This is a genomic window from Pseudoalteromonas sp. APC 3224 (genome assembly GCF_030407535.1).
Lineage (GTDB): Bacteria > Pseudomonadota > Gammaproteobacteria > Enterobacterales > Alteromonadaceae > Pseudoalteromonas.
Map to the genome: position 1 here is coordinate 56,114 of NZ_JASDDF010000013.1, position 23,631 is coordinate 79,744.

A 23,631-nucleotide genomic window follows, 5' to 3' on the forward strand; every position below is an offset into this window, starting at 1 on the left:
CCATGACGGATTCATTTAAAAACAATTCAGCAATTGGACTGCTCTACGAAACGGGTAATTCACCCACCGTAAGCGCTAAAGGGTTTGGAGAATTGGCGGATGAAATTATTGCCCTAGCTAAAGATAAAGGTATTTTAATCCATCAGGATGAAGCACTTGCAAATACACTTTCGAAATTAGAGCTTGGCGAAGAGATCCCTAAAGAGCTTTACTTTGTTATTGCTGAACTGATTGCTTTTTCATATGTGGTAAGAGGGAAATTCCCACCCGGATGGCAGGACTTTCAAGGGAAGCTCAATATAAAAGCATGAGCCAATATGATAAAAACAAAAAAGGCGCTAAGCGCCTTTTTGTTTGTGTAAAGAAAATAACAGTTCTGCTTCGGCGCGGGGTAATTCACACTCGCGAATAACCTCATCTAAATCAGCACCTAGCTCAACCATTTTTACCGCTCGAGAGTATATTTTAGCATCAGGGTCATCGTATTTTTGAGCAGCTTGTTGCTGTATCAGCTCTTGGTTTTGTTGTTCTACCTCAAGCACTCGTTTACCAATACTCATTAATCCAGTTCGTAACTCAGAGACTTCGCTACGTAAAATATTAATCTGCTCTGATGAATCTTTAAATTGCTGTAATTGTGCGCCAAGCTCATTCGCATAACGCTTTTTAAACATCACAATTAACAGCAGCGAGAATAGCCCAAATGCCAAACCCGCAATTGCAATACCAAGTAATAACATAATTTTATGTAGAGAAGCTTATATATCGCTTAACTCATCCCATTCGTCATCACTAAGTAGTTTATTTAAATCAACCAGAATAAGTAGCTCATTATCGCGGTTACATACACCTTGAATAAATTTAGCACTTTCTTCAGTACCCACGTTTGGAGCGCTGTCAATTTCTGAGCTACGTAAATACACGACCTCAGACACGCTATCGGCTAAAATACCAATTACTTGTTCTTCAGCTTCAATAATCAAAATACGTGAATTGTCGGTCGCTTCAATGTCAGGTAACCCAAAGCGAGAGCGAGTATCAATAACGGTAACAACATTACCACGCAGGTTGATAATACCAATCACATACGAAGGCGCACCTGGGACAGGAGCAATTTCGGTGTAACGTAGTATTTCTTGCACTTGCATTACATTTACGCCATAAGTTTCATCTTCTAGCTTAAACGTAACCCACTGTAAAATTTCATCATTATTATCTGCATTTTTTTTAGCTGACAGTAATTTATCTTCACTCATGCTCTTACCTCGTAATGGTCATTACTTGTGACGGCTATCTAAGCCCTTCTCTAATAGTGCATTTAAATTATTAACATCTATTAAAGCACACATTTTTTCTTTAATTACTCCAGCAAGCCATGGGCGCTTACTGTCATTTGTACGCCATTTTACATCTTCTTTACTCAATGTAATGTTATTTATTAGTTTTTCTGCTAATAAACCCCACTGGCTATCACCTAAAGTGATTAGATATTGATAATTTAAAGATGCCTCTAACTGCTCATCATACTTTTCAGGCATCACCCAGCGTGCGGTATCAACAACATTGAGCTTTTCTTCTCGGTTGATCATGACACCTTTAAACCATTTAGGTTTACCAAATAAATGATTCACCTCTCCAAGCTCATGTATGCCGCCTAACGCTTTTAATGGCACTGCTAAAGTGAGTCCTGCTACTTCAAAAAATAATGCTTGAAATTCACCATCAAAGTATTCTGCTTCATTACCAAGTGCTACATCATGTTCAGTTTCAAGCTGCTGCACTTGGTGAGAATCTATTTCTACATTCGTTACCTGCTCATGGCATTTTTCAACCTCAACAACCGGCTCAACTACCGATTCAACATGAAGTGGTTGCTCTTTTTGCTCTTCATACGCTACCTGCTCAAGCAATTTAGCAACAGGCTCAAGGTCTTTCGCTGGTACGTCATCAGATAATAACGCCCCTAAATACTGAGTGACTACTTTTTCATTAGCAAATAATTGCTTACTCATTTATTAACCTTGTTTTATTAAATATTCGAGCAATGCTTTATAAGCATAGACTCCACGGGCATTAGGGCAAAAATCAATAGGCACTTTTTGCGCTAAACTCGCATCTCTAAATTTTGTATCAACAGGAATTACACCTGGCCATACTTTTTCTTTGTACGTATCTTGTAATGTTTTATAGGCTTCAAGTGACGCTTTGGTGCGCTTATCATACATAGTTGGAATTATAGTATATTCATAGCTTTTCGCTTGCGAGGTTTGCATTAATTCCATAGTACGCATCATTCTATCAAGCCCCTTAAGCGCTAAGAACTCAGTTTGTACTGGCACCAGCACTCTTTCACAAGCAGCAAGGGCATTGACCATAAGTACCCCTAAAACGGGCGGACAATCTAAAATTGCGTAATCGTAATGCTCGCCAATTTTAGCCAATGTTTTTTTTAAAATCAGGCCCATCCCCGTTTTATTACCCATACTACGGTCAAGTGTAGCAATCGCCATTGTGGCAGGTAAAATATCAAGATTTTCTATAGTAGAAGGGCATAATGCTTGCAATATTTCCTCGCTTTTCATGCTCGACCCGCGACTGAAAATATCGTAAACACTGACCTCTAAATCTTCTGAATCAATGCCAAAGTAATAAGTTAATGATGCATGTGGGTCGGTATCAATCAGTAACACTCGCTTACCTTGAAGCGCAAGGATGCCAGCAAGGCTAACCGCTGTAGTGGTTTTACCTACCCCTCCTTTTTGATTGGCTACTGTCCAGATTTTCACATTACATCCTAATTACTGTTCATTACGCGTAGTAACACGAATACCACCATGCTCTAAGCGAATTATTTTTATTGTATCGTCTTGAGTAGGCAGCTCAACTTCAGCTGGTTTAATAGCTTCAGGAAGTTGCTGCTCAGTATCCTCATCCGCTGACTCTAAAACCAAGCCATATTTGGAAAGCGCAATCACCACTTTGCGGTTTTCAGCCCGCCCTGCTTCGGTATCATTATCGGCAAAAGGTGAGTATTGGCCATATCCCTCAATTGCCATGCGCGCAGATTGAATACCTAAGCGCTCTAATTCAACTAATATTGATGTTGCACGTGCCACCGACAACTCCCAATTAGAGCGAAATATTTCATTGCGAATAGTTTCGTTATCTGTGTATCCCCGCACTCTTATATAGTTATCGACAGGTGCGATTATTGCTTCAATCTTTTTTACAACGTCTTTAGCTTGGTTATGCGCAACGGCACTACCGCTGGCAAACAACAACCCAGAATTAAGTTCAATAACCAGCCAATCTTGACTAAGCTCTAAGCTTGCATCGCCACTACGTATTTCATCAATGAGTGACGACTGTAGTTTGACCAGTAAACTGTCGAGTGGCTTACCTAAGTGACGCTGGCTGATATTGCTATTATCACTTTGGCCATCGAGCAATACTGGCCCTTGTTCTTGTTTTTGAATACTTTCGCCATATAAAACTTCAGCCTCGGGAGTCACTCTTTCAAGCAACAAAGCATCGCCGTTTACTCCCTTACCTTGCTGAGAAAATTGTTTAGCTGACTTATCAAAAACATGCTCAAGAGAGTCAGATAAAACTTGTATATTGTCTTCTTTGTTTATTGCAATAGCATACAATACAACAAAAAATGCAAACATAATGGTCATGTAATCTGCATAAGAGACTAGCCAACGCTCAGTATGTTGGCTTTTAACGTTTTGATGACGTAAGCGACGGCGAAGCATAACCGCTAATGAGCCTGTAATATAGGACGTTCAACGCGGTAAGCTTCAAGCTTTAATTCTATATTAATAGGGCTCTCGCCTTGGCTAATGGCAATAACGCCTTCAGCTAGCATTTCATGGTAAAGCATTTTTTGCTCAACCCGTTGCTTTAATTTGTTGGCCATCGGCAAAAACAGTAAATTAGCTAAACCTACACCATATATAGTCGCAATGAATGCAGTGGCAATACCCGTTCCTAATTGCTCAGGATCGTTAATAAACGACATAGCTTGGATCAGTCCAAGCACAGCACCTAAAATACCAATGGTTGGGCTGTAACCTCCCATCGCTTCATACACTCGGCTAGCTTCCAGCAATCGTTCTCGTTCAAGTAATAAATCAATCTCGAGAGTATCACGAAGCTTTTGATCTGAGCAGCCATCGACTAATAAACTCAGTCCTTTAGTGGCATAAGGGTCAGAGTGAGTAAGTGCTTCGTTTTCGAGCGCTAAATAGCCCTCTTGGCGGGCTTTATGCGACCAGCGCTTTACTTGTTCAATCGTATCTTCAATATCGTGGTCATCAGTAACAAAAACCCAATGAGTAATACTAAGCATTTTCTTAAATGTATTGGCTGATGTTTGCAGCATCACTGCTCCTAATGTGCCGCCTAATACAATAATAAGTGCAGGCCCATTAAACAGAGCAGATACCACACCTCCCTCTAAAGAATAACCGATTGCAATAGCACCTAATGCAACCAATAATCCTAAAATAGAAAGCTTATCCACAGCCAATCTCTCTTTTTAAACGCGCAGCAACATCATGAAGACCTATGCTTTCACTTGCTAATCCTGCACTTGCTACTGCTTGCGGCATACCATATACAACACAGCTTTTTTCATCTTGAGCCCAAATTGTAGCGCCAGTTTGTTTAAGCATACGAGCACCATCACGACCATCCGCGCCCATACCAGTCAAAATAACGGCAAGTACATCACCTTGGTATGCTTTTGCTGCACTAGCAAAGGTTATGTCAACACTAGGCTTATAGCTTACTCGTTCATTTTTATCTTCAAATACGCGTAGTGTTCTGTTTGAACCCCGTCCTTCTACCATCATTTGCTGCCCACCTGGTGCTAAATATGCACAGCCAGGTTGAAGCCTATCGCCTTGCTGTGCTTCTTTTACTTTAATTTTGCACAAGCTATCTAATCGGGTTGCGAACGCAGGTGTAAATGCCGCAGGCATGTGTTGTATGAGTAGTATTGGGTGTGGGAAATTAGCAGGTAACTGAGTCAATATAGTTTGCAGTGCAACCGGTCCACCTGTTGATGTCCCAATAGCAACTAGTTGATACTGTTTACCACTTGCGCGCACTGATGTACCACTACTGGTTGGTACAGGAGCTGTATTATTGAAGCTGCGATCAGGTTGAACAATTGGCTTTTTAGCGAGATTAGAAAAGCGTTCAGACGTGCTTGGTGCTGGTTTACTTATACTAGGAGAGGCTGGCGCTCTTGTGATTCTACCAATACGCTGGCGACCTATTTCCTTAACCTTATTTTGTAGTAACTTAATTGCATCGTCGTTGTTACGTGCGATATCTTCAAACTTTTTCGGTAAAAAGTCCATCGCACCAGCATCAAGTGCATCTAAGGTAGCAGATGCCCCTGCACGCGTTAACGACGAGAACATTAAAATAGGAGTGGGATTACTCGCCATTATCTCTTTAACTGCGCTGATGCCATCAAGCACAGGCATTTCAACATCCATGGTGATCACATCGGGTCGTAGTTGAGCTGTTTTATCGACAGCTTCTCGACCATTTACAGCGAAACCTATAACTTCAATGCCGCTGTCTTGTTCAAGTATTTCACTCACTCTGCGGCGAAAAAAGCTTGAATCATCAACTACTAAAACTTTAACAGCCATTTCGCTCTCTTATTCAATGAATGGGTAGGCATAAAATGTATGCCTACTTTTAATTATCCAGCGTAATGCTTTAACATATTTGGCACATCTAGGATCAGTGCAATACCACCATCAGAGGTAATTGTTGCACCTGCCATACCTGGTGTACCTTGAAGTAATGCGTCTAGAGGCTTAATTACCACTTCTTCTTGACCAATGAGCGAGTCAACAACAAAACCCACTTTTTGAGTTCCTATTTGCACAATAACCACATGACCTTGTGCTTTTCGCTGACCTCTATCGGCGCCTTTAATGAGCCAATGTTCAAGGTAGAATAGTGGAATTGATTTTTTACGAACAATTATAGTTAGCTGGCCATCAACCACATTGGTTTTTGTTAAATCTAAATGGAATATTTCACTCACACCCGCCAGCGGCAACGCAAAGGTTTGTTCGCCAACTATTACCATTAAGGTAGGCAGTATCGCTAGAGTAAGTGGCACTTTAATTTCTAAAGTAGTACCAACACCCATTTCTGATTTGATATTCACCGAGCCATTGAGTTGAGTGATTTTTGTTTTAACCACATCCATACCAACACCACGGCCGGAAATATCTGAGATCTCTTCTTTAGTTGAAAAACCAGGTGCAAAAATAAGATTATACGCTTCAGTATCAGAAAGACGACTCGCTTGGTCGTGATCAAGCACCCCTTTACTAATCGCAATCTTTTTAAGCTTTTCAGCATCCATACCGGCACCATCATCTTGGATGGTAAGTAGAATATGATCGCCTTGTTGAGAAGCTGATAAGGTCACAGTACCCGTTCTAGGTTTACCCGATGCTTCACGAACATCTGGCATTTCAATACCATGATCCACTGAGTTGCGCACTAAATGCACCAATGGATCTGCCAATGCTTCTACTAAGTTTTTGTCTAAATCAGTGTCTTCACCAACAAGTAATAAATTAATATCTTTTTGTAGCGTTCGTGCTAAATCTCGAACTACACGTGGAAAACGGCCAAACACTTTTTTGATTGGCTGCATTCGCGTTTGCATTACCGCACCTTGGATATCAGCAGTCACTACATCTAAATTAGAAATAGCTTTGCCCATAGCCTCGCTGTCAGAGTTTGTTGCCAGACTCACCAAACGGTTTCGCACAAGTACCAGCTCGCCTACCATATTCATTATTTGGTCTAAACGTTTGGTGTCAACACGAACCGTTGTTTCTGCCGGTGGAGGCGCTGCTTTTTTAGGCGGCGCGGCCTTGGCTGGCTGTGGAGCAGGCGCCGGCTTAGCAGGCTCTGCTTTTGGTACCGGTTTCGGTTCAGGTTTTGGTACAGGTTTCGGTGTAGCAGCAGGTGCAGACTTGTTTGCGGCTACGGGCTCAGGTTTACTTGCCGGAGCCGATGCTTCTATAGCTTTAGGTGCACCTTTGCCATGTAATTCATCTAGCAAAGCTTCAAATTCATCGTCACTTATTTCATCATCGCCCGCGCTTGAGTCACTATTTTGTGAATCTACTACAGGAGCTGATGGTGCTTGCTGTGGTGTACTTGCAGTGCTTTGAGTAACTTCGCCAAAACTACCAACACCATGAAGCTCATCTAATAAGCTATCAAATTCATCATCTGTAATATCGCCATTTACATCACTGTCGCTTGATGGGGATTGTTTTTCTTGCGTGGACTGGCCTTTACCATGAAGCTCATCAAGAAGACTTTCGAACTCATCTTCAGTTATTTCATCAATCTGAGAGTCTGAGCTACTACTATCTGGGCCGCTAAATAATTCATCAAATGCGAATGGGTCTTCTTCAGAATCATTGCTAGGTTGTTCTACAGCGGCCTCAGGTTCTACTGATGGGGTTTCAACAGAGGCTGTATCTTCCTCAACTACAGCATCGCCGGCTAGCTCTTCTGCCGTCGGTGGTTGTCCAAGCTTATGAAGGACTGCAAGTAACTCTGGATCAGCAGGTTCTGGCTGGTCACGATTTTTAATTGTGGCAAACATTTCATTAATGGTGTCGAGCGCTTGTAAAATTACATCCATTAATTCAGAGTTAACTGTTCTTACACCTTGGCGCAATAAATCAAACACGTTTTCAGCACCATGACATGCATCAACAAGCTCTGTCATTGCCAAAAAGCCGGCGCCACCTTTTACAGTGTGGAAACCACGAAATATTGCGTTTAGTAGTTCAGTATCATCTGGGTTGTTTTCCAGTTCTACTAACTGTTCAGATAAAAGCTCAAGGATTTCTCCGGCCTCTACTAAAAAGTCTTGTAAAATATCTTCATCGACTTCAAAGCTCATGCAGTACTCTCCTATTAGAAGCCCAAACTTGATAATAGATCATCAACTTCATCTTGATCAGATACAACATCATTACGCGATTCTTTATCAATAATAGGCCCTTCAGGGCCTGCTAGTGTTTGTGCAACAATGGAATCTTCTGTTTCTTCTGGTTGTTCGGTCTGTTGTGTTGGCTCAACCTCACCTTGTGCTGCAAATGCAGTTAACAAGTGGATCAAGCTTTCTTCAACTTCACGCACAAGTTCAATAACACGACGAATAACCTGACCAGTTAAATCTTGATAGTCTTGAGCCATCAATACATTGGTCATCAACATCTGCAACTCATCAGTTTTATGATGAGAGCTGTTCATAAACTTATCAATACTATGACAAAGTGACTTAAACTCACCAAGCTCAATTTCCCGGTTCATTAACCGATCCCACGTTGGCTTGATATCAGAAATTTCGTCAGCAATTTCTTGCGCTAAAGGTAAGCTAGCTTCAACTGCATCCATTGTTTTATTGGCTGCATTCTCAGTCATTTCCATGACATAGTTGAGGCGTTTCTTAGCATCAGGGATGGCATCAGTGGTAATGTCTGTTAAGCGCGTATCTAACTCGAAACTCTTTAAAGCTTCATGTAATTGACGCGTTAACTTACCTACCTCAGCAAATAACTGTGATTGCTCTTGTGAAGCTGTTTCTAAAATTAACTGATTCGCTTTATCTTGCTCACCATTTTCTAAAAAAACAACCAACTGGCGAGCTTGTTCTAAAGTAATCTGAGGCGCAGCAGGTGCTGACATAAGCCTCTCCCTCTCATTAACCTAAGCGTTCGAACACTTTTTCTAATTTAGTCTTCAATGTACCTGCAGTAAATGGTTTAACAATATAACCATTAACACCTGCTTGGGCCGCAGCTACTATTTGTTCTTTTTTAGCTTCTGCTGTAACCATTAAAACAGGAATATGCTTTAATTTGTCATCAGCTCGAATTGCCCTCAAAAGATCAATACCTTGCATGCCTGGCATATTCCAATCTGTTACAACAAAATCAAATACTTGATTTTGCAACATAGGTAAAGCAGTTGACCCATCATCCGCTTCTTGAACATTGGTAAAACCTAAATCGCGCAACAGGTTTTTAATAATACGTCTCATTGTTGAAAAATCATCAACAACAAGAATTTTAATGTTTTTATCCAAAACATCCTCCAGTGAGGCCTGAACCTTTATTTACTTACTTCTAGTTTATCCAGTCATTGATTTTTGCTTTAAGCTTAATCATCGCCTGACCATGTATCTGACTTACACGCGACTCACTAACATCGAGTATATGCCCAATTTCTTTTAAATTCATTTCATCGTTATAGTACAAAGAAAGCACCATTGCATCTTTTTCCGGTAACGACTTTATCGCATTGAGTAAAGACTCATTAAACCGTTCATTTTTAACATTATTGAAAGGTTTGTCTAGTGCTAAATCTTGGCCATGAGGTGTAATCACATCATCGTCAATACCAAGGTCCTCAATGCCCAAAACTTTGCTTACATTGACATCATTTAAAATATGATGGTACTCATTTAACGAAATTTCAAGTTTTTCAGCCACTTCACTATCTTTAGGTTCACGATTTAAACTGTTTTCAAGCGCGACTATCGTCTCTGCTACTAGTCTACTTTTTCTGTGAACTGAACGTGGAACCCAATCACCTCGTCGCATTTCATCTATCATTGCACCACGAATACGAATACCCGCAAAGGTTTCAAAACTCGCGCCTTTACTGGCATCGAAGTTTTTTGAAGCCTCTATTAAGCCAATCATACCTGATTGAATTAAATCATCTAGTTGCACACTGGCCGGTAAACGAGCAATTAAATGGCATGCCACTTTTTTGACTAATGAGGCATGCTTTTCAACAATCATATTTAAATTCTGTGCTGACTGATATCCCATAGCTCTATTCACCGGTATTGTCATCGTTAGTTACTAACTAGCTTCTCAATAAAAAACTCTAAATGACCCGAGGCTTGACTAGGTGTTTGCCACTTAGTAATTTTTGTCGCCAGTGTTTTAAAAGCAATCGCAGCAGGAGACCCTGGAAAAACTTCAACTATCACTTTTTGGCGACGCGTTGATTTGCGCATATTCTCATCATAAGGAACTGTTGCAACCAACTCCATGGTTATATCTAAAAATCGGTCGGTTACTTTTGATAGTTTAGCAAATAATTCCTGCCCTTCACGTAAGCTACGCACCATGTTGGCAACAATTTTAAATTTGATTACGCCGTGTTCACGGCTCAGTACTTTAATTAGTGCATAAGCATCAGTAATTGAGGTTGGCTCATCACATACCACCACAACCACATCTTGTGCGGCGCGAGAAAAGCTCAATACCATGTCAGAAATACCCGCTGCGGTATCCACAATTAAAATATCAAAATCGGTGTTAAGCTCGCTAAATGCACGGATAAGTCCGGCGTGCTCTGAAGGAGATAGCTCAACCATGCTTTGCGATCCCGATGTTGCAGGTACTATTTTTATGCCTGCGGGGCCTTCAACTAAAATATCTTCGAGTTCACATTCACCTGATAAAACATGAGACAAATTGCGCTCTACACGCAGTCCAAGCATAACATCACAATTAGCTAACCCTAAATCAGCATCTAATACCAGCACACGCTTGCCTTGTTGGCCTAACGCGATTGCCGTGTTAAGGGATACGTTTGTTTTACCCACTCCACCTTTGCCGCCGGTGACAGCGATAACTTTTACGCCGTTATTATTATTGTTGCTCATTTTGCGAAGGCCGCTTGCTTGATCTAAAACTGTGTTAATCATACATCTCTACTGTGTTCGACGCCACTGATTGGTGTCTTGATTGTTGTGCTTTTATTCTTTTTAAATACAATTGCTCAGCTTTTTTTACTAGTTTTTCAGCATTTGCCACTCTGATATCTTCTGGTACTCGCTGACCATTAGTAAGATACCCTATTGGGAGACGATTTTGAATCGCAATACTAATAATCTCACCTAAACTCAATGACTCATCTAACTTAGTAAAAATACACCCACTAAGCTGTACTTTTTTAAAGTGCCTTACTGTCTCTTGTAATACATTGATTTGCGCTGTAGCACTTAATACTAAATAACTACGTATATCCACACGTTGATTACGCATTAAGGTATTAAGCTGCTCAGTTAAGCGTAAATCTCGCTGACTCATTCCTGCTGTATCAATTAAGACTAGACGTTTATTTCGTAAATGGTATAAAACTTCTGCTAATTCATTTGCATCTTTAACTTGTTTTACGCCACAGCCAATAATTCGACCGTAAGTTGCTAGCTGCTCATACGCACCAATACGGTAGGTATCAGTGGTAATAAGCGCGACTTTATCAGCACCATACTTTTGCGCACCTAATGCAGCTAATTTTGCAACTGTGGTGGTTTTACCTACCCCTGTTGGGCCCACTAGAGCATAAACACCACCTTGGCGAAGAATTTCGTTGTTAGTGGTTTGCATTTGATCTTCAACCATATTCAATAAGGCTTTCCAACCTTGTTGGCGAGATACATCATCAGGTACAAAGCATGCCATCTGCTCAGCAACGTCTTTATCTATTCCCATACCCACTAAACGGTCAATCATGCATGCACGGGTTGGATCACGACGTGCCATATCTTGTTGCATTAAACCTGACACTTGATGTTCTAGTAATTGACGAATTGCGTTCATTTCTTCGCGCATGGTGCTTATATCACTCGACTCGTTTTGCATCGTTTGCTGACGCGGTGCACTCGGTGAGTCTAAATCGTCAAAACCACTGTCTAAATCATCAAAACCTAAGCTATCAGCTTGAGTACGAGGACGTGCAGGCGCACTTTGTTCACGTTCAAACATATTTTTAGGTCGAGATTGCACAGCTTCTTGTTCTTGATAATGGCCAGAAGTATCAATACCTGATTGTGAAAACATTGACGCAAGCTCTGCTGAACGAGGACGGGGAGATTGACGTTCTAATAAAGCTTGTAAACTGTCTGCTACCTTTGCTTGTGGCTTAGGTTGAGCACGCTGTGGCTCTGGTTTTACAAAGTTATGTGAGCTCTGGGTATGTGCAAATGAAGCACTTGCAGCTGGTTGGCTTTGAGGTTGCTCTGGCGCTTTTGTCGCGGCTTTGTCGTAATCAACAGCAGCAACAATTTCAACGCCATTAGCTAGTTTCTTATTTGACATAATAACCGCATCAACACCAAGCTCTTCTTTTACTTCTTTTAGTGCGGTGCGCATGTCTTTAGCAAAAAAACGTTTAATTTTCATAATTCAAACCCCTTTAAAATCTTATTGTTGGCCTACAGAGCTGACAATCTTGATCTGTCTTTCATCTGGTATCTCTTGATAAGACATCACTCGCAATCCTGGAATGGTGTATTTAACAAATCGAGATAACACAGTGCGTAACATTCCTGACGTTAGCAATATTGAAGGTTCACCGGCCATTTCTTGATTTTGATGTGCTTCATTCAATGATGTTTGAAGTCTATCAGCAAGTCCTGGTTCTATTCCGGCACCTTCATCACCTGCATTTTGAAGTGACTGATGCAACATCTGTTCCAACTCAGGCGCCAAGGTTATGACAGGGATTTCAGAAGACATACCAACAGCATCTTGAACGATTAATCTACGCAACGATATTCTCACTGCAGCCGTTAATACATCAGGGTCTTGGCTACGAGGGCCATACTCAACAAGGGTTTGAACAATCGAACGCATATCTCGTATTGCTACCCCTTCATTTAATAAGTTTTGTAGTACTTTAACGATGGTGGTCAGCGGTAATACATCCGGTACCAGCCCTTCAACTAAGCGAGGGTGACTTTTACCTAACATATCTAATAAGTTTTGTACTTCTTCGTGGCCAAGCAATAATGCGGCGCTATTTGTGAGTAACTGGCTAATATGAGTGGCCACAACGGTTGCTGAATCAACTACGGTATAACCTAAAGATTGCGCTTCATCTTTTTGATCTGGTTTTATCCATACCGCATCTAAACCAAATGCAGGGTCTGTAGTTTCAATGCCTTTGAGCGGGCCAAACACTTGGCCAGGATTAATTGCCAGTTCATCGCCGTGTTTAAGCTCACCCTCACCACTTGATACACCCATCATGGTGATGCGATACGCATTTGGGTCGAGCTCAAGGTTATCGCGGATATGCACTGGCGGCACTAAAAAACCTAGCTCTTGAGATAGTTTTTTACGCACCCCTTTAATACGGTTTAATAGCTCGCCACCTTGTGATTGGTCTACTAAAGGAATTAACCGGTAACCCACTTCTAAGCCAATAACATCAACTTGCTGTACATCATCCCAACCCAGTTCTTTTTGTTCTTGTTTAGCCGCAATTCCGGTACCTGAGGCTGCATTTTCAGCTTCTTCGGCTTCAGCAGCTGCTAATTTAAGTTTGTTTTGCTGCGTGTAGTATGCAAGGTAACCTAAAAGCGCCCCTAAACTTAAAAATGCAATATGCGGCATACCTGGGACTAAACCCATAGTAATGAGGATACCAGAGGCAATAAATAACGATTTTTCGTTTCCTAGCTGCTGCTTAAACTGATCGCCCATATTGTGCGATTCATTTTGACGCGTTACAACAATCGCAGTACCAATTGAAAGTAGTAATGAAGGTAATTGCGCTACTAAGCCATCACCAATGGTCAATAGTGTATACACTTCCATGGCACGGGAAAAACTCAAATCATGTTGGATCATACCAACAAATAAACCACCTACAATATTAATCACTAAAATAACGATACCCGCGATAGCATCGCCTTTTACAAATTTACTAGCACCATCCATAGAACCATAAAAGTCGGCTTCACGGGTTACTTCATCACGACGTTCTCTGGCTTGCTCTGCACTAATAAAGCCAGCATTCATATCTGCATCAATCGCCATTTGCTTACCCGGCATAGCATCAAGGGTAAAACGTGCTGACACTTCAGAAATACGCCCTGCACCTTTGGTAATTACCACAAAGTTTATGATAATTAGAATCAAAAATACCACTAAACCCACGGCGTAGTTACCACCAATCACCACCGAGCCAAATGCTTCAATTACCTTACCAGCAGCATCACCACCATTATGACCCTCAAGTAGTACCACCCGAGTACTGGCTACATTAAGTGCTAAACGCATGATCGTGGCGATTAACAACACAGCTGGAAACATGCCAAATTCAAGCGGCTTCATGGTATATACAGTGACCAGTAATACTACTAATGCAAGCGCGATATTAAACGAAAATAATATATCAAGCAGAAATGGAGGCAGGGGTAAAATAACCATGCCAAGCGCAGCTAAGACTAAAAGCGGTGTACCAACGCCCTTTGCATATTCTTTTTTATCTTTATTAAGTTGTTGTAATACCGCTTTAAATTCCATAACTCTACAATTTCAAAAAATTGACACTACGCTGAAATTGCAATAACTATTCCAAGTTAGTTGGTTAGCGGTTAATACTTGAATTCATCGGGGATTGGCAGTTTTTTATTAAGCGCGACAGGGCGTTTTCCACGGCCTTTTTTAAACCGTTTAAGTTGAAATACATAGGCAAGCACTTGAGCAACAGCAGTAAATAGCTGATCGGGAATTTGATCCCCTACTTCAGCAGTATGATAAAGCGCTCGCGTTAAAGTAGGCGACTCAACAATAGGCACTTCATTACCTAAAGCAATTTTACGAATTTGCATAGCGAGTTCGTCAACACCTTTGGCTAGTACAATAGGCGCTCCAGCTCGCTCTGTATCGTATTTTAAAGCTACGGAATAGTGAGTAGGGTTGGTAACAATAACATCGGCGTCTGGCACATCCTGCATCATTCTCTTTTGCGACATTTGACGTTGGGTTTGCCTTATGCGCGCTTTAATCTGCGGATCACCTTCTGAGTTTTTATATTCGTCTTTTACCTCTTGCATAGTCATTTTAAGCTGTTTGTTATGACTATAGCTTTGAAATGGGGCGTCAATAGCAGCAATAATAATTAAGGTGCAAGACATGGCTAAAAACATCCAGGCTAAAATTTCCAAAGCATGAACAATATTGCCAGGCGCACTTTCTATACTTAAATGTAAGATTTCATCAAAAAACGTATTAATTAAAAAAATAGCAAATGCGGCCACCAAGCCAAACTTTAATAATGACTTAAGCAATTCTATAGCCGCTTGTGGACCAAACATGCGGGTAAAGCCTTTCATTGGCGACATTTTACTGGCTTTGGGCGCAGCTGCTTGCCAACTAAAATTAAAGCCGCCAAGCATGGTATTACCGATAAATGCAGCCAATACAATAATGAGTACAAACATCGACATAGGAAATAACAGTACGTCGGCCACCTCTCCCCATACGGCAAACATTTTGGTGGTGTCGTAGGTTTCATTGCGGTTAAGACTCAGCATTCTTCCCATAATGCGGTACAAGCCTTTGCCAATTTCAGGCCCATACATTAATAAGGAAATAGCAGAAAAAATAAGCACAAACATGGTACCTAACTCTTTAGAACGCGCTATTTGGCCTTTCTTTTTAGCATCATCAACTTTTTTTGGGGTGGGTTCTTCGGTTTTTTCTTGTCCGGAATCTTCAGCCATTACGCTCTCCTAAGGGGAACAACCAATTAGAGTACACATCAGCTCAACCATTTTTAGCCATTGGAACTCAAACTGAGTGACAAAGTTACCGAGCGTTGCCCAAATAATAACGAGCCCTGCCACTAAGGTAAACGGGAAGCCTATCGAGAAAATATTTAACTGCGGTGCAGCACGGGTCATAATACCAAATGCCATATTAATAACCAGCATGGCGGTTAATGGTGCTAATGACAGCACTAATGCAGTGGTAAACATCCAACCACCCCATGTCACTATGTCCCAGTAATGATCAACCGCCCACCAATTGCCATCAATCGGGAGTACTTCAAAACTGTGCACCACCATTTGAATCATCATTAAATGACCATTAAACACAAAAAATAATAAGGTAGCTAATATTAGATAAAATTGCCCCACTGCAGGCACACTCATCCCATTAGAGGGGTCAACAACAGATGCAAAACCTAAACCGGTTTGCATAGCAAGAATTTGACCGGCTAACACAAACGTATTGAGTAATAGTGTGGACGCAAAACCAATTGCGACACCAATCAACATTTGTTGGAGTACCACTAAAATCATTTCAAAAGAAAATAGATTAGTAAATGTAGCAGCAGGAAGAACAGGAACAACTAAGAAGGTGACCACTACAGCCAAGCCCATTTTTATTCGAGCAGGTACGTTTTTTGCGCCAATACCCGCCATGATCATGATCATAGAGCTGATGCGCACTAAGGGCAGTAAAAAATCACTTAACCATTGAATGACAACGGAAAATGGAAATTCCATTGTTAACCTGCAATTTCGGGGATAAGCAGCACTAAGCGATTAAAAAAGTCCATTAGCTCTTGAGTAAACCAATGTCCTCCCACAATCAGGGCACTGATGGTGATAAATAAACGCGGTAAAAAACTCAGTGTTTGTTCGTTAATTGAGGTTGCTGCCTGAAACACAGCCACAACCAACCCAATAATTAAGCCAGGTACCACAATGGCAGACACCAGCTTAATCACTAAAAATAGGGCTCCACTTAAAATATCAACAAATACTTCAGGTTCCATGGACGACTCCTAGTGTGGTTGGTTCAATGAAGAGTGCACAACTACGTGCCCAAGCCAAAGCTTTTAGCGAGTGTACCCATCACCAAGCTCCACCCATCAACCAATACAAACAACATAATTTTAAACGGTAGCGACACAATCATGGGCGATAGCATCATCATACCCATGGCCATCAATACCGATGCAACCACCAAATCGACAATCAAAAAGGGAATAAAAAACATAAAACCAATAATAAAAGCGGTTTGTAACTCACTGGTCACAAACGCAGGAATAAGCACAACCATTGGCGTTGCTTCAGGCGAGTCAAGCTGATCGTAACCTGCTATTTTAGCAAAGGTTTCTAAATCTTTTATACGTACCTGTGAGAGCATAAACGCTTTCATTGGCTCTTTGGCTAAATCAAGTGCTTCAAGTGACGTTACTTGTTCACTTAAATACGGTTCGATAGCTCGCTCATTTATTTGCTCATAAATTGGCGCCATAATAAAAATACTTAAAAACAGCGACATACCTAGTAATACTTGGTTCGAAGGCGTTTGCTGCAAACCAATGGCTTGGCGCAAAATAGCTAAAACAACAATAATTCGAGTGAAAGAGGTCATCATGATAATGGCGGCTGGAATAAAGCTCATAGCCGTCATGATCGCCAACACTTGTAGCGTCACTGAGTAGTCTTGGGTGCCATCGGCATTAGTAGTGATCGTCAGCGCGTCAATCCCCTCGGCATTGACCCCTGGGACAAACACCATGGCAAATAGGAAAAGCAGCCATTTAGTCATAATATTAGTTCTTTTTATTTTGATTAAGTTGCGGATTCAACATTTTGCCAAACCGCTTCGCTAATTCTGGTAACTCTTTTTCTGTTAGGGGGGTTTCTAACTTGTGTAGATAATTAATACTGTGTGGAGTAACCCCTAATAGGTGCTGTGCATTATCTATTTCAACCACCATTAAGCGCTCACGTGATCCCAACGGAAGACTGCGGATCACTTTAAACTCATCGTTATTGGTTAAATTTGGATTGAGCTTTTTTACAAAAAAAGCCAACACTAAAATTAACACCACAACCATACCCAAAGATAACACCATGGATACGATATCTGTGGTCGGTGTTGCAGCATCGGTAGCTGCAAACACTGAATTGCTTAAACTGGCTAGTGCTATCATCGTAACTTTTTGATCCGTTCAACCTGGCTAATTACATCCGTTAAACGAATACCGAACTTATCGTTCACCACAACCACTTCGCCATGCGCAATCAAAGTACCATTAACTAAAACATCGAGCGGTTCGCCGGCAACCCTGTCAAGCTCAACGACCGAACCTTGGTTAAGTTGTAATAAATTACGAATATTAATTTTAGAACGCCCTACTTCCATAGAAATAGTAACGGGAATATCTAAAATAGTATCGAGTTTACGTTTTTCTTCACCGCTGAGTTCATGCTTTGAATCATCAAGCTCATCAAGCTCGGTTACTTTGACCTCAGGACTATCGTCAGTGCCTTCAGCTTCAGCAAGTGCTGCTGCCCATTCGTCCATTGTATCTTGATCATCGCTCATACTTTTAACCTTTTAATCAATTACCAGTCTAAGTCTACACCGTTTGAAAGGTGTAAATCATCTTCTAGTTCTGCTAATTCTGCATCTGAATCAATTTTTTTGCCGCCTTTGGTAAAGACATGCAGCTCAGATTTAACTGAATCAGGGCGTTTAATTTTTTCACTTATTTGTAGCGCAACGTTATCGCGTGAACGACCCATTTTAGCTCTAAATGTAGGTAACTCTTCCACAAACACAGTAATATGCTCTGGCATTTCAACAGGAATAATATCCCCCGCCTTAAGCTCCATTATTTGTTTTAAGCTTAAATCAACTTCAAGTAGCTGGGTCGATAAATCGACTTCTACGTCCATTATTTCGTCACGAAGCGCCTTACTCCAACGTAAATCGGTATCTTCAGTATCAGACTGAACACCCGCATCCAATAGCTCTCTGATAGGTTCGAGCATTGAATAAGGTAGCGCAATATGAAAGTCTCCCCCGCCACCATCCAGCTCAATATGAAAAGAGCTGATAACCACTACTTCGGTTGGGCTAACAATATTAGCCATCGCAGGGTTTACCTCAGAATCGAGGTACTCGAACGACACATCCATCACCGGTGCCCATGCTTCTTTGTAATCTTCAAAGATTATTTTCAGCAGCATTTGCACGATTCGGCGTTCTGTTGGGGTAAATTCACGTCCTTCAATTTTGGCATGATAACGGCCATCGCCACCAAAGAAGTTGTCTACCAGTATAAATACTAAGCGTGCTTCCATGGTAATAAGGCCGGTGCCTTTTAGTGGGCGAAAACGCACCATATTCAAACTCGTTGGTACAAACAAGGTATGTATGTACTCACCAAACTTGATCATTTGCACGCCGTTAATTGACACCTCAGCGGTGCGGCGCATCATGTTAAATAAGCTGATTCGCATGTGACGGGCAAATCGCTCGTTAACAATTTCAAGTGTCGGCATGCGACCACGCACGATGCGATCTTGCGAAGAAAAGTCGTACTGTAGTGTACTTCCCTCACCATCTTCACCGTCGTGTATATCTTCCTCTTCGACTTCATCGACACCATGTAATAGCGCATCAATTTCGTCTTGGGATAATAAATCGCTCACACTGGCCCCTTATTGCATCACAAAGCCGGTAAATAGTACCCGCTCAATTACTTTATTCCCTTCAACATCCATCATAGCGGCCTGTACTTTATCAAGTGCAGTAAAACGCAGTGTTTCTTTGCCTACACTGGTGCTAAGTTCATCAGCCGTTGTCATGGAAAATACACTCAGGAGTGTGCCTTCAATCAGTGGAATGTGTTTTTTAGCCGTTTCTTCATTACCATCGCCGCGCACTAATAATTGCACTTTAATCTGTACAATTCTATCGCGACTAGCCCCTGGCACATTAAAAATAAATGGTCTAGGCATCGCAACATATAAAGCACTGCCAACCGTTGCCGAAGAACTTGTTGGCGCAGCAGCTACCTCACCATTGGCAGCATCATCTGCAAGGGTTTCTACTGGCTCATCACCACCTGATAATAAAAAGTACCCTGCCACAGCGCCAACAATAAGTAATACAGCGGCAATAATTATTATGAGTTTGCTTTTACTTTTACTTACTTCTTCTATTTCTAAATTAGTATCTTCAGCCATTGTGTTTCCTTTATTTGCAAAGGTATTTGCTTGTTTTAACTATTATAATAGCAGGACTTAGGCATAGTAATCTATTGATGATGACGTTTGTTGTCCAGAACCCTGTATTTGTTTATCTGGTTGCTCACTATTTGTCTCATCTGTAGAGCGATTATTAGCCATTTGCCCTTGTGCATCACCTTCTTGTTGCTGTGCTTGCTCACCTGAGGAATCACCGTAAGAAATACTGCTTTCACCTAGTTCTAAACCTTGCTGCATCAGCATTTCTCTAAGCCTAGGTAACGACTGCTCCAGCGCTTCTTTGGCTTGCTGGTTTTGCACTACAAAGTTGATTTGTGCTTGCTCAGCATCACTTCTAATACGAATTTGCATGCTGCCCATTTCTGGCGGATCTAGGCGAATTTCAGCTTCTTTATTATTAATACTTAACATTGAGCTAACCCGCTCTTGTAGCATTTTTGCCGCATCACTTTTAATAATGTTTAAAGCCTGTAACGTGGCAGGATCAATGCTTACTTGTTTCGCTTGTGCTGTACTTTGTAACTGTCCTGCTTGCAAGCTTTGCGCTTCAATAATAGCTTGTTCGTACCCTAAAGTATCGTATTTAGCGAGACTACTAAGCGACTGTTTGTCAAATATATTAATGATCTGAGAGAAAATTTGTGCTGCACGCGGTGGCATTTGCTCAGCATTAGTGCCGCGCATGCTCTCTTTTTGTAATGCGTCTAACTGTTTGGCAAGCTCTTCAGGGTTATCAGCTACCGATTTTGAACTCTCTAATTTTAGCTCAGGTTTTACATTGGCTGATTCAGTACCAGCCTGTGCTTTTGGCGCTATTGCTCCCGCCAAAGCATTATTTGAAAATAGTGGCTTATCTTTGGCGCTAAACAAGCTGTCCGCGTTAATCGCGGTCTCTAAATCACTGATTACTCCTTTTAGCGAGGTAAGTTCTTTCGTTGATAAAGATTCATTTTTAACGTAACCCTGCAACTGATTGAGTAAGGCCTGTTTTTCTGAGGTAGTTAACGTACTTATTTGTGCATTAATGGTCTGCTGAGGTGTTTGCGGCTTCTCACTTTCACTCACATACTTACTGAGTAATTGCTTTAAATCCGCTAGGTTATCTTTATTAATTGGCTTGCTCATCGCATTAAGCTCAGTGGCTAATTCACCTTGCTGAGCAGGTGTTAAATTTGCCAATAATTTATCTGCTTTAATGGCATTATCATCTTTTGATAACAGCGCCAAAATTGATGAGTCTAATGATGATTTTACGGTTGTGGTATCAGTCGGCTTATCGGCCACCTTATCTGTTGCTAATTGGCTTGAAACAACATCGCCTTTTTGACTCGCATTAACAGCTGCTAGCGCTTTTGTGTCAAGCAGTGTCGGCTCACCTTCGCCTTTTCCTGCTAAATTAGCACCTTGTACATTTTGTGTTTGTGGAATGATTTCATCATCCATAACGGCATCACTTGGCATAGTAATAATAGGTGCCAGCTTATTTTCAGGCTTAGCGTTTATTTTAACAGCGTCTTTGTCTATTAACTGCGCACCACCATGGGGGTTATTTTTTACTGAGGTATCGATGACTTGTGCCGCATTAATTTGCGCCAGCATATCTTCACCGCTCAAAGGCTTTTCTTCGCTACTTTGCTCTTTTAGATCGGATTGTTCATCTGCTGATTGTTTGTTTGGCGCTTTAGCTTGCGTACTGTGTGTTTCAGAAGCTTGGTTAGCAAGGGCTAATTGATCAAAAAAGCCAGCATCATTACTGCTATCTAGCTTTGTTTTATCACTGTCTTTTTTAACTAAGTATGAGTCTTGCTCAGATACCGCTAACATTGAAATATCATTTATCGCCATAAATCACCTAATAAAAGCGGCAACAGCCCACCGCACAATCCTAAAAATCATTGCTCTTGTAGAATCTAAGCAATTAGCATGCCTACCTTATAGTGCTTTATGCCTTTGATAAAACTGATTAGAGGAAAATTCATCGAGCATTTTTTGCTCACTTTTAGCGGCCAACATATCCGCTTTTATCTGTTGTTTTTCAATTAACTTAGCAACCGCTTTCGCTTTTACTTGTTGCTTTAACCACAAGGTTTTACGCTGGCTAACCACCTGCTTTGCAGTGTTAACAGTGCTTGCTTGTTGACGTATCGCTTCTTCAATCTTAGCAATGAATGCATGATACTGACTAAATCCGGCACTTGATAAACCCGACTGCCCCTTAATATGAAGTTGCTGCGTGTATTCAAGTCGAAAGTCATTTAAGCCCTGCAGCTTTTGCTGATTTACTTGCAAATTTTGATTAGCTTGCAAGTAGCTCATGCGCAACGTTTCTTCTTTTTCGTTTTCAAGCCTGAGCAACAAATGCAGTTTATTTTTTGCCATTATGCTTGTCCTAATAATTGCGCGAGCCCTTGAAGGCCATCATCATAGCTAATCACATCACGCATCCCTTGTTGTAAAAATGCGTTCACTCTTGGCATCATGTTTATTGCCTGATCGAGCATTTGATCACTGCCTTTTTGATAAGCGCCCAAGGTGATCATGTCTTTGTTCTGTTGATACATTGAATACACTTGCTTAAGCACCCGAGCTTGTTGCATGTGCGATTCAGACACCACTTGAGGCATAACTCGAGAAATCGATTTTTCTATGTCAATGGCAGGATAATGGCCGCTGTCGGCTAAATCACGCGATAAAACAATATGTCCGTCAAGTATGGCACGTGCAGCATCAGCAATCGGGTCTTGCATGTCATCGCCTTCACTCAGTACGGTAAAAAAGGCAGTAATAGAGCCTTGCCCTTCTCCGCCATTACCGGCACGTTCAACTAATGCGGGTAATTTAGCAAATACTGAAGGCGGATAACCTTTGGTTGCAGGAGGTTCACCTACAGCCAGTGCTATTTCACGCTGCGCCATGGCATAACGCGTCACCGAGTCGAGTAATAACAATACGTTTAAACCTTGATCTCGAAAATACTCTGCAATGGTTACCGCACTTTCGCAGCCTTTTAATCGCATTAATGGTGAGGCATCAGCGGGGGCTGCAACAACAACTGAACGTTTACGCCCTTCAACACCCAGTATTTCTTCAATAAATTCTTTTACTTCTCGACCACGCTCACCGACTAAACCCACTACAATCACATCGGCTTCACTGCCTCGGGTCATCATGCCTAATAATACTGATTTACCCACACCAGAGCCTGCAAATAAGCCCATGCGCTGGCCTTGGCCGACAGTAATCACCGAGTTAATAGCACGTACCCCCACATCCATAGGCTTACTAATGGGGCGTCTTGCAAGAGGGTTTATTGCATTTTGAGCAAATTTGAGTGTATGTTCTGCATTAATTTTACCTAAGCCATCTAAAGGTCTGCCTAAGCCGTCTACCACTCGACCAAGTAAGCTCATGCCAACAGGCAAACCTGTGTCATTAACTTGGGGGATAACTCGCGCACCAGGAAGTACGCCTGAAATGTGGTCGTTAGGCATTAAATACAAAGTTTGATCGTTAAATCCAACAATTTCAGCGTCAACAAAGCCGTTCATTGTTTCAATTTTACATTGGCTGCCTACCGGAGCGCGCAAACCTTTGGCTTCCAGTGTTAAACCAACCACACGCGTTAAAACTCCCGCGACTGCAGGCGCTGGAATTTTAATATGTCGTTGGTATTGAGATAAGCGTTCGCTTAATGAAGTATCGCTCACAGACATGACACGCCAATA

At 41.5% G+C, this 23,631-nt stretch carries 26 protein-coding genes; 1 reads left to right on the top strand and 25 read right to left on the bottom strand.

Annotated features, from left to right (window positions below; all coding sequences use genetic code 11):
* The first annotated feature begins 2 nt into the window (after positions 1 to 2).
* Positions 3 to 311: an EscU/YscU/HrcU family type III secretion system export apparatus switch protein gene (locus tag QL989_RS08395; protein WP_054201705.1), complete on the top strand. Its 309-nt coding sequence runs from the start codon at positions 3 to 5 to the stop codon at positions 309 to 311.
* A 27-nt stretch (positions 312 to 338) separates the two neighbouring features.
* On the opposite strand, the gene QL989_RS08400 is transcribed toward QL989_RS08395, so the two are convergent.
* The 25 genes from QL989_RS08400 to fliI form a co-directional block, all read right to left on the bottom strand.
* Positions 339 to 740 (bottom strand): DUF2802 domain-containing protein, encoded by a 402-nt coding sequence (locus QL989_RS08400; RefSeq protein ID WP_054201706.1) that lies wholly within the window; start codon positions 738 to 740, stop codon positions 339 to 341.
* A gap of 18 nt (positions 741 to 758) precedes the next feature.
* The gene (locus QL989_RS08405) at positions 759 to 1,256 is read right to left on the bottom strand and encodes a chemotaxis protein CheW (RefSeq protein WP_008112225.1); all 498 of its coding nucleotides are present in this window, start codon (positions 1,254 to 1,256) and stop codon (positions 759 to 761) included.
* 21 nt (positions 1,257 to 1,277) lie between these two features.
* Positions 1,278 to 2,012, bottom strand: a complete 735-nt coding sequence (locus tag QL989_RS08410; protein ID WP_290169706.1) for a CheW domain-containing protein — start codon at positions 2,010 to 2,012, stop codon at positions 1,278 to 1,280.
* A gap of 3 nt (positions 2,013 to 2,015) precedes the next feature.
* Positions 2,016 to 2,786, bottom strand: coding sequence for a ParA family protein (locus tag QL989_RS08415; protein WP_138605313.1), 771 nt, complete (start codon positions 2,784 to 2,786; stop codon positions 2,016 to 2,018).
* A gap of 12 nt (positions 2,787 to 2,798) precedes the next feature.
* Entirely contained in the window at positions 2,799 to 3,758 is a 960-nt protein-coding gene (locus QL989_RS08420) for a flagellar motor protein MotB (RefSeq protein WP_178956405.1), read from the bottom strand.
* 5 nt (positions 3,759 to 3,763) lie between these two features.
* The gene (locus QL989_RS08425) at positions 3,764 to 4,528 is read right to left on the bottom strand and encodes a flagellar motor protein (protein WP_138605311.1); all 765 of its coding nucleotides are present in this window, start codon (positions 4,526 to 4,528) and stop codon (positions 3,764 to 3,766) included.
* Positions 4,521 to 5,672, bottom strand: coding sequence for a chemotaxis response regulator protein-glutamate methylesterase (locus QL989_RS08430; protein ID WP_178956406.1), 1,152 nt, complete (start codon positions 5,670 to 5,672; stop codon positions 4,521 to 4,523). The genes QL989_RS08425 and QL989_RS08430 overlap by 8 nt, the downstream gene beginning before the upstream one ends.
* A 53-nt stretch (positions 5,673 to 5,725) precedes the next feature.
* Positions 5,726 to 7,972 (bottom strand): chemotaxis protein CheA, encoded by a 2,247-nt coding sequence (locus QL989_RS08435; protein WP_290169715.1) that lies wholly within the window; start codon positions 7,970 to 7,972, stop codon positions 5,726 to 5,728.
* Between the two features lie 14 nt (positions 7,973 to 7,986).
* On the bottom strand, positions 7,987 to 8,760 hold the full coding sequence (locus QL989_RS08440) for a protein phosphatase CheZ (RefSeq protein ID WP_178956408.1): 774 nt from the start codon (positions 8,758 to 8,760) through the stop codon (positions 7,987 to 7,989).
* A gap of 16 nt (positions 8,761 to 8,776) precedes the next feature.
* Positions 8,777 to 9,160, bottom strand: coding sequence for a chemotaxis response regulator CheY (gene cheY, locus QL989_RS08445; protein ID WP_138605307.1), 384 nt, complete (start codon positions 9,158 to 9,160; stop codon positions 8,777 to 8,779).
* A gap of 40 nt (positions 9,161 to 9,200) precedes the next feature.
* On the bottom strand, positions 9,201 to 9,911 hold the full coding sequence (locus tag QL989_RS08450) for an RNA polymerase sigma factor FliA (RefSeq protein WP_138605376.1): 711 nt from the start codon (positions 9,909 to 9,911) through the stop codon (positions 9,201 to 9,203).
* Between the two features lie 26 nt (positions 9,912 to 9,937).
* Positions 9,938 to 10,798: a MinD/ParA family protein gene (locus QL989_RS08455; protein WP_138605306.1), complete on the bottom strand. Its 861-nt coding sequence runs from the start codon at positions 10,796 to 10,798 to the stop codon at positions 9,938 to 9,940.
* Positions 10,791 to 12,278, bottom strand: coding sequence for a flagellar biosynthesis protein FlhF (flhF, locus tag QL989_RS08460; protein ID WP_138605305.1), 1,488 nt, complete (start codon positions 12,276 to 12,278; stop codon positions 10,791 to 10,793). The genes QL989_RS08455 and flhF overlap by 8 nt, the downstream gene beginning before the upstream one ends.
* A 21-nt stretch (positions 12,279 to 12,299) precedes the next feature.
* A complete protein-coding gene (gene flhA, locus QL989_RS08465; protein WP_054201717.1) occupies positions 12,300 to 14,408 on the bottom strand; it encodes a flagellar biosynthesis protein FlhA in 2,109 nt (702 codons plus the stop codon).
* Positions 14,409 to 14,479: 71 nt separating this feature from the next.
* A complete protein-coding gene (gene flhB, locus QL989_RS08470) occupies positions 14,480 to 15,610 on the bottom strand; it encodes a flagellar biosynthesis protein FlhB (protein ID WP_290155418.1) in 1,131 nt (376 codons plus the stop codon).
* Positions 15,611 to 15,619: 9 nt separating this feature from the next.
* Positions 15,620 to 16,399, bottom strand: a complete 780-nt coding sequence (fliR, locus tag QL989_RS08475) for a flagellar biosynthetic protein FliR (RefSeq protein WP_024602030.1) — start codon at positions 16,397 to 16,399, stop codon at positions 15,620 to 15,622.
* A gap of 2 nt (positions 16,400 to 16,401) precedes the next feature.
* Positions 16,402 to 16,671 carry a flagellar biosynthetic protein FliQ gene (locus QL989_RS08480; protein ID WP_024602029.1) on the bottom strand — a complete coding sequence of 90 codons (270 nt, stop codon included), beginning with the start codon at positions 16,669 to 16,671 and terminating at the stop codon, positions 16,402 to 16,404.
* A gap of 41 nt (positions 16,672 to 16,712) precedes the next feature.
* Positions 16,713 to 17,453 carry a flagellar type III secretion system pore protein FliP gene (fliP, locus tag QL989_RS08485; protein ID WP_013465552.1) on the bottom strand — a complete coding sequence of 247 codons (741 nt, stop codon included), beginning with the start codon at positions 17,451 to 17,453 and terminating at the stop codon, positions 16,713 to 16,715.
* A 4-nt stretch (positions 17,454 to 17,457) separates the two neighbouring features.
* On the bottom strand, positions 17,458 to 17,841 hold the full coding sequence (fliO, locus tag QL989_RS08490; protein ID WP_024602027.1) for a flagellar biosynthetic protein FliO: 384 nt from the start codon (positions 17,839 to 17,841) through the stop codon (positions 17,458 to 17,460).
* Positions 17,838 to 18,236, bottom strand: a complete 399-nt coding sequence (gene fliN / locus QL989_RS08495) for a flagellar motor switch protein FliN (RefSeq protein ID WP_013465554.1) — start codon at positions 18,234 to 18,236, stop codon at positions 17,838 to 17,840. Before fliN ends, fliO begins: the two co-directional genes overlap by 4 nt.
* 20 nt (positions 18,237 to 18,256) lie before the next feature.
* Positions 18,257 to 19,348 (bottom strand): flagellar motor switch protein FliM, encoded by a 1,092-nt coding sequence (gene fliM / locus QL989_RS08500; protein WP_010387912.1) that lies wholly within the window; start codon positions 19,346 to 19,348, stop codon positions 18,257 to 18,259.
* Positions 19,349 to 19,357: 9 nt separating this feature from the next.
* Entirely contained in the window at positions 19,358 to 19,885 is a 528-nt protein-coding gene (gene fliL / locus QL989_RS08505; protein WP_013465555.1) for a flagellar basal body-associated protein FliL, read from the bottom strand.
* Positions 19,886 to 19,942: 57 nt separating this feature from the next.
* Positions 19,943 to 21,751 (bottom strand): flagellar hook-length control protein FliK, encoded by a 1,809-nt coding sequence (locus tag QL989_RS08510; RefSeq protein WP_290169733.1) that lies wholly within the window; start codon positions 21,749 to 21,751, stop codon positions 19,943 to 19,945.
* A gap of 87 nt (positions 21,752 to 21,838) precedes the next feature.
* Positions 21,839 to 22,285, bottom strand: coding sequence for a flagellar export protein FliJ (fliJ, locus tag QL989_RS08515; RefSeq protein WP_008112186.1), 447 nt, complete (start codon positions 22,283 to 22,285; stop codon positions 21,839 to 21,841).
* Complete coding sequence (fliI, locus tag QL989_RS08520; protein WP_008112184.1) at positions 22,285 to 23,619, bottom strand: flagellar protein export ATPase FliI; 1,335 nt, start codon at positions 23,617 to 23,619, stop codon at positions 22,285 to 22,287. Before fliI ends, fliJ begins: the two co-directional genes overlap by 1 nt.
* Between the last annotated feature and the right edge of the window lie 12 nt (positions 23,620 to 23,631).

Excerpts from the sequence above, each read along its gene's own strand:
- QL989_RS08395 (WP_054201705.1), top strand. The coding sequence starts at position 3 with ATGACGGATTCATTTAAAAACAATTCAGCAATTGGACTGCTCTACGAA.
- QL989_RS08400 (WP_054201706.1), bottom strand. The coding sequence starts at position 740 with ATGTTATTACTTGGTATTGCAATTGCGGGTTTGGCATTTGGGCTATTC.
- QL989_RS08405 (WP_008112225.1), bottom strand. The coding sequence starts at position 1,256 with ATGAGTGAAGATAAATTACTGTCAGCTAAAAAAAATGCAGATAATAAT.
- QL989_RS08410 (WP_290169706.1), bottom strand. The coding sequence starts at position 2,012 with ATGAGTAAGCAATTATTTGCTAATGAAAAAGTAGTCACTCAGTATTTA.
- QL989_RS08420 (WP_178956405.1), bottom strand. The coding sequence starts at position 3,758 with ATGCTTCGCCGTCGCTTACGTCATCAAAACGTTAAAAGCCAACATACT.
- QL989_RS08430 (WP_178956406.1), bottom strand. The coding sequence starts at position 5,672 with ATGGCTGTTAAAGTTTTAGTAGTTGATGATTCAAGCTTTTTTCGCCGC.
- QL989_RS08435 (WP_290169715.1), bottom strand. The coding sequence starts at position 7,972 with ATGAGCTTTGAAGTCGATGAAGATATTTTACAAGACTTTTTAGTAGAG.
- QL989_RS08440 (WP_178956408.1), bottom strand. The coding sequence starts at position 8,760 with ATGTCAGCACCTGCTGCGCCTCAGATTACTTTAGAACAAGCTCGCCAG.
- QL989_RS08450 (WP_138605376.1), bottom strand. The coding sequence starts at position 9,911 with ATGGGATATCAGTCAGCACAGAATTTAAATATGATTGTTGAAAAGCAT.
- QL989_RS08455 (WP_138605306.1), bottom strand. The coding sequence starts at position 10,798 with ATGATTAACACAGTTTTAGATCAAGCAAGCGGCCTTCGCAAAATGAGC.
- flhF (WP_138605305.1), bottom strand. The coding sequence starts at position 12,278 with ATGAAAATTAAACGTTTTTTTGCTAAAGACATGCGCACCGCACTAAAA.
- flhA (WP_054201717.1), bottom strand. The coding sequence starts at position 14,408 with ATGGAATTTAAAGCGGTATTACAACAACTTAATAAAGATAAAAAAGAA.
- flhB (WP_290155418.1), bottom strand. The coding sequence starts at position 15,610 with ATGGCTGAAGATTCCGGACAAGAAAAAACCGAAGAACCCACCCCAAAA.
- fliR (WP_024602030.1), bottom strand. The coding sequence starts at position 16,399 with ATGGAATTTCCATTTTCCGTTGTCATTCAATGGTTAAGTGATTTTTTA.
- QL989_RS08480 (WP_024602029.1), bottom strand. The coding sequence starts at position 16,671 with ATGGAACCTGAAGTATTTGTTGATATTTTAAGTGGAGCCCTATTTTTA.
- fliP (WP_013465552.1), bottom strand. The coding sequence starts at position 17,453 with ATGACTAAATGGCTGCTTTTCCTATTTGCCATGGTGTTTGTCCCAGGG.
- fliO (WP_024602027.1), bottom strand. The coding sequence starts at position 17,841 with ATGATAGCACTAGCCAGTTTAAGCAATTCAGTGTTTGCAGCTACCGAT.
- fliN (WP_013465554.1), bottom strand. The coding sequence starts at position 18,236 with ATGAGCGATGATCAAGATACAATGGACGAATGGGCAGCAGCACTTGCT.
- fliL (WP_013465555.1), bottom strand. The coding sequence starts at position 19,885 with ATGGCTGAAGATACTAATTTAGAAATAGAAGAAGTAAGTAAAAGTAAA.
- QL989_RS08510 (WP_290169733.1), bottom strand. The coding sequence starts at position 21,751 with ATGGCGATAAATGATATTTCAATGTTAGCGGTATCTGAGCAAGACTCA.
- fliJ (WP_008112186.1), bottom strand. The coding sequence starts at position 22,285 with ATGGCAAAAAATAAACTGCATTTGTTGCTCAGGCTTGAAAACGAAAAA.
- fliI (WP_008112184.1), bottom strand. The coding sequence starts at position 23,619 with ATGTCTGTGAGCGATACTTCATTAAGCGAACGCTTATCTCAATACCAA.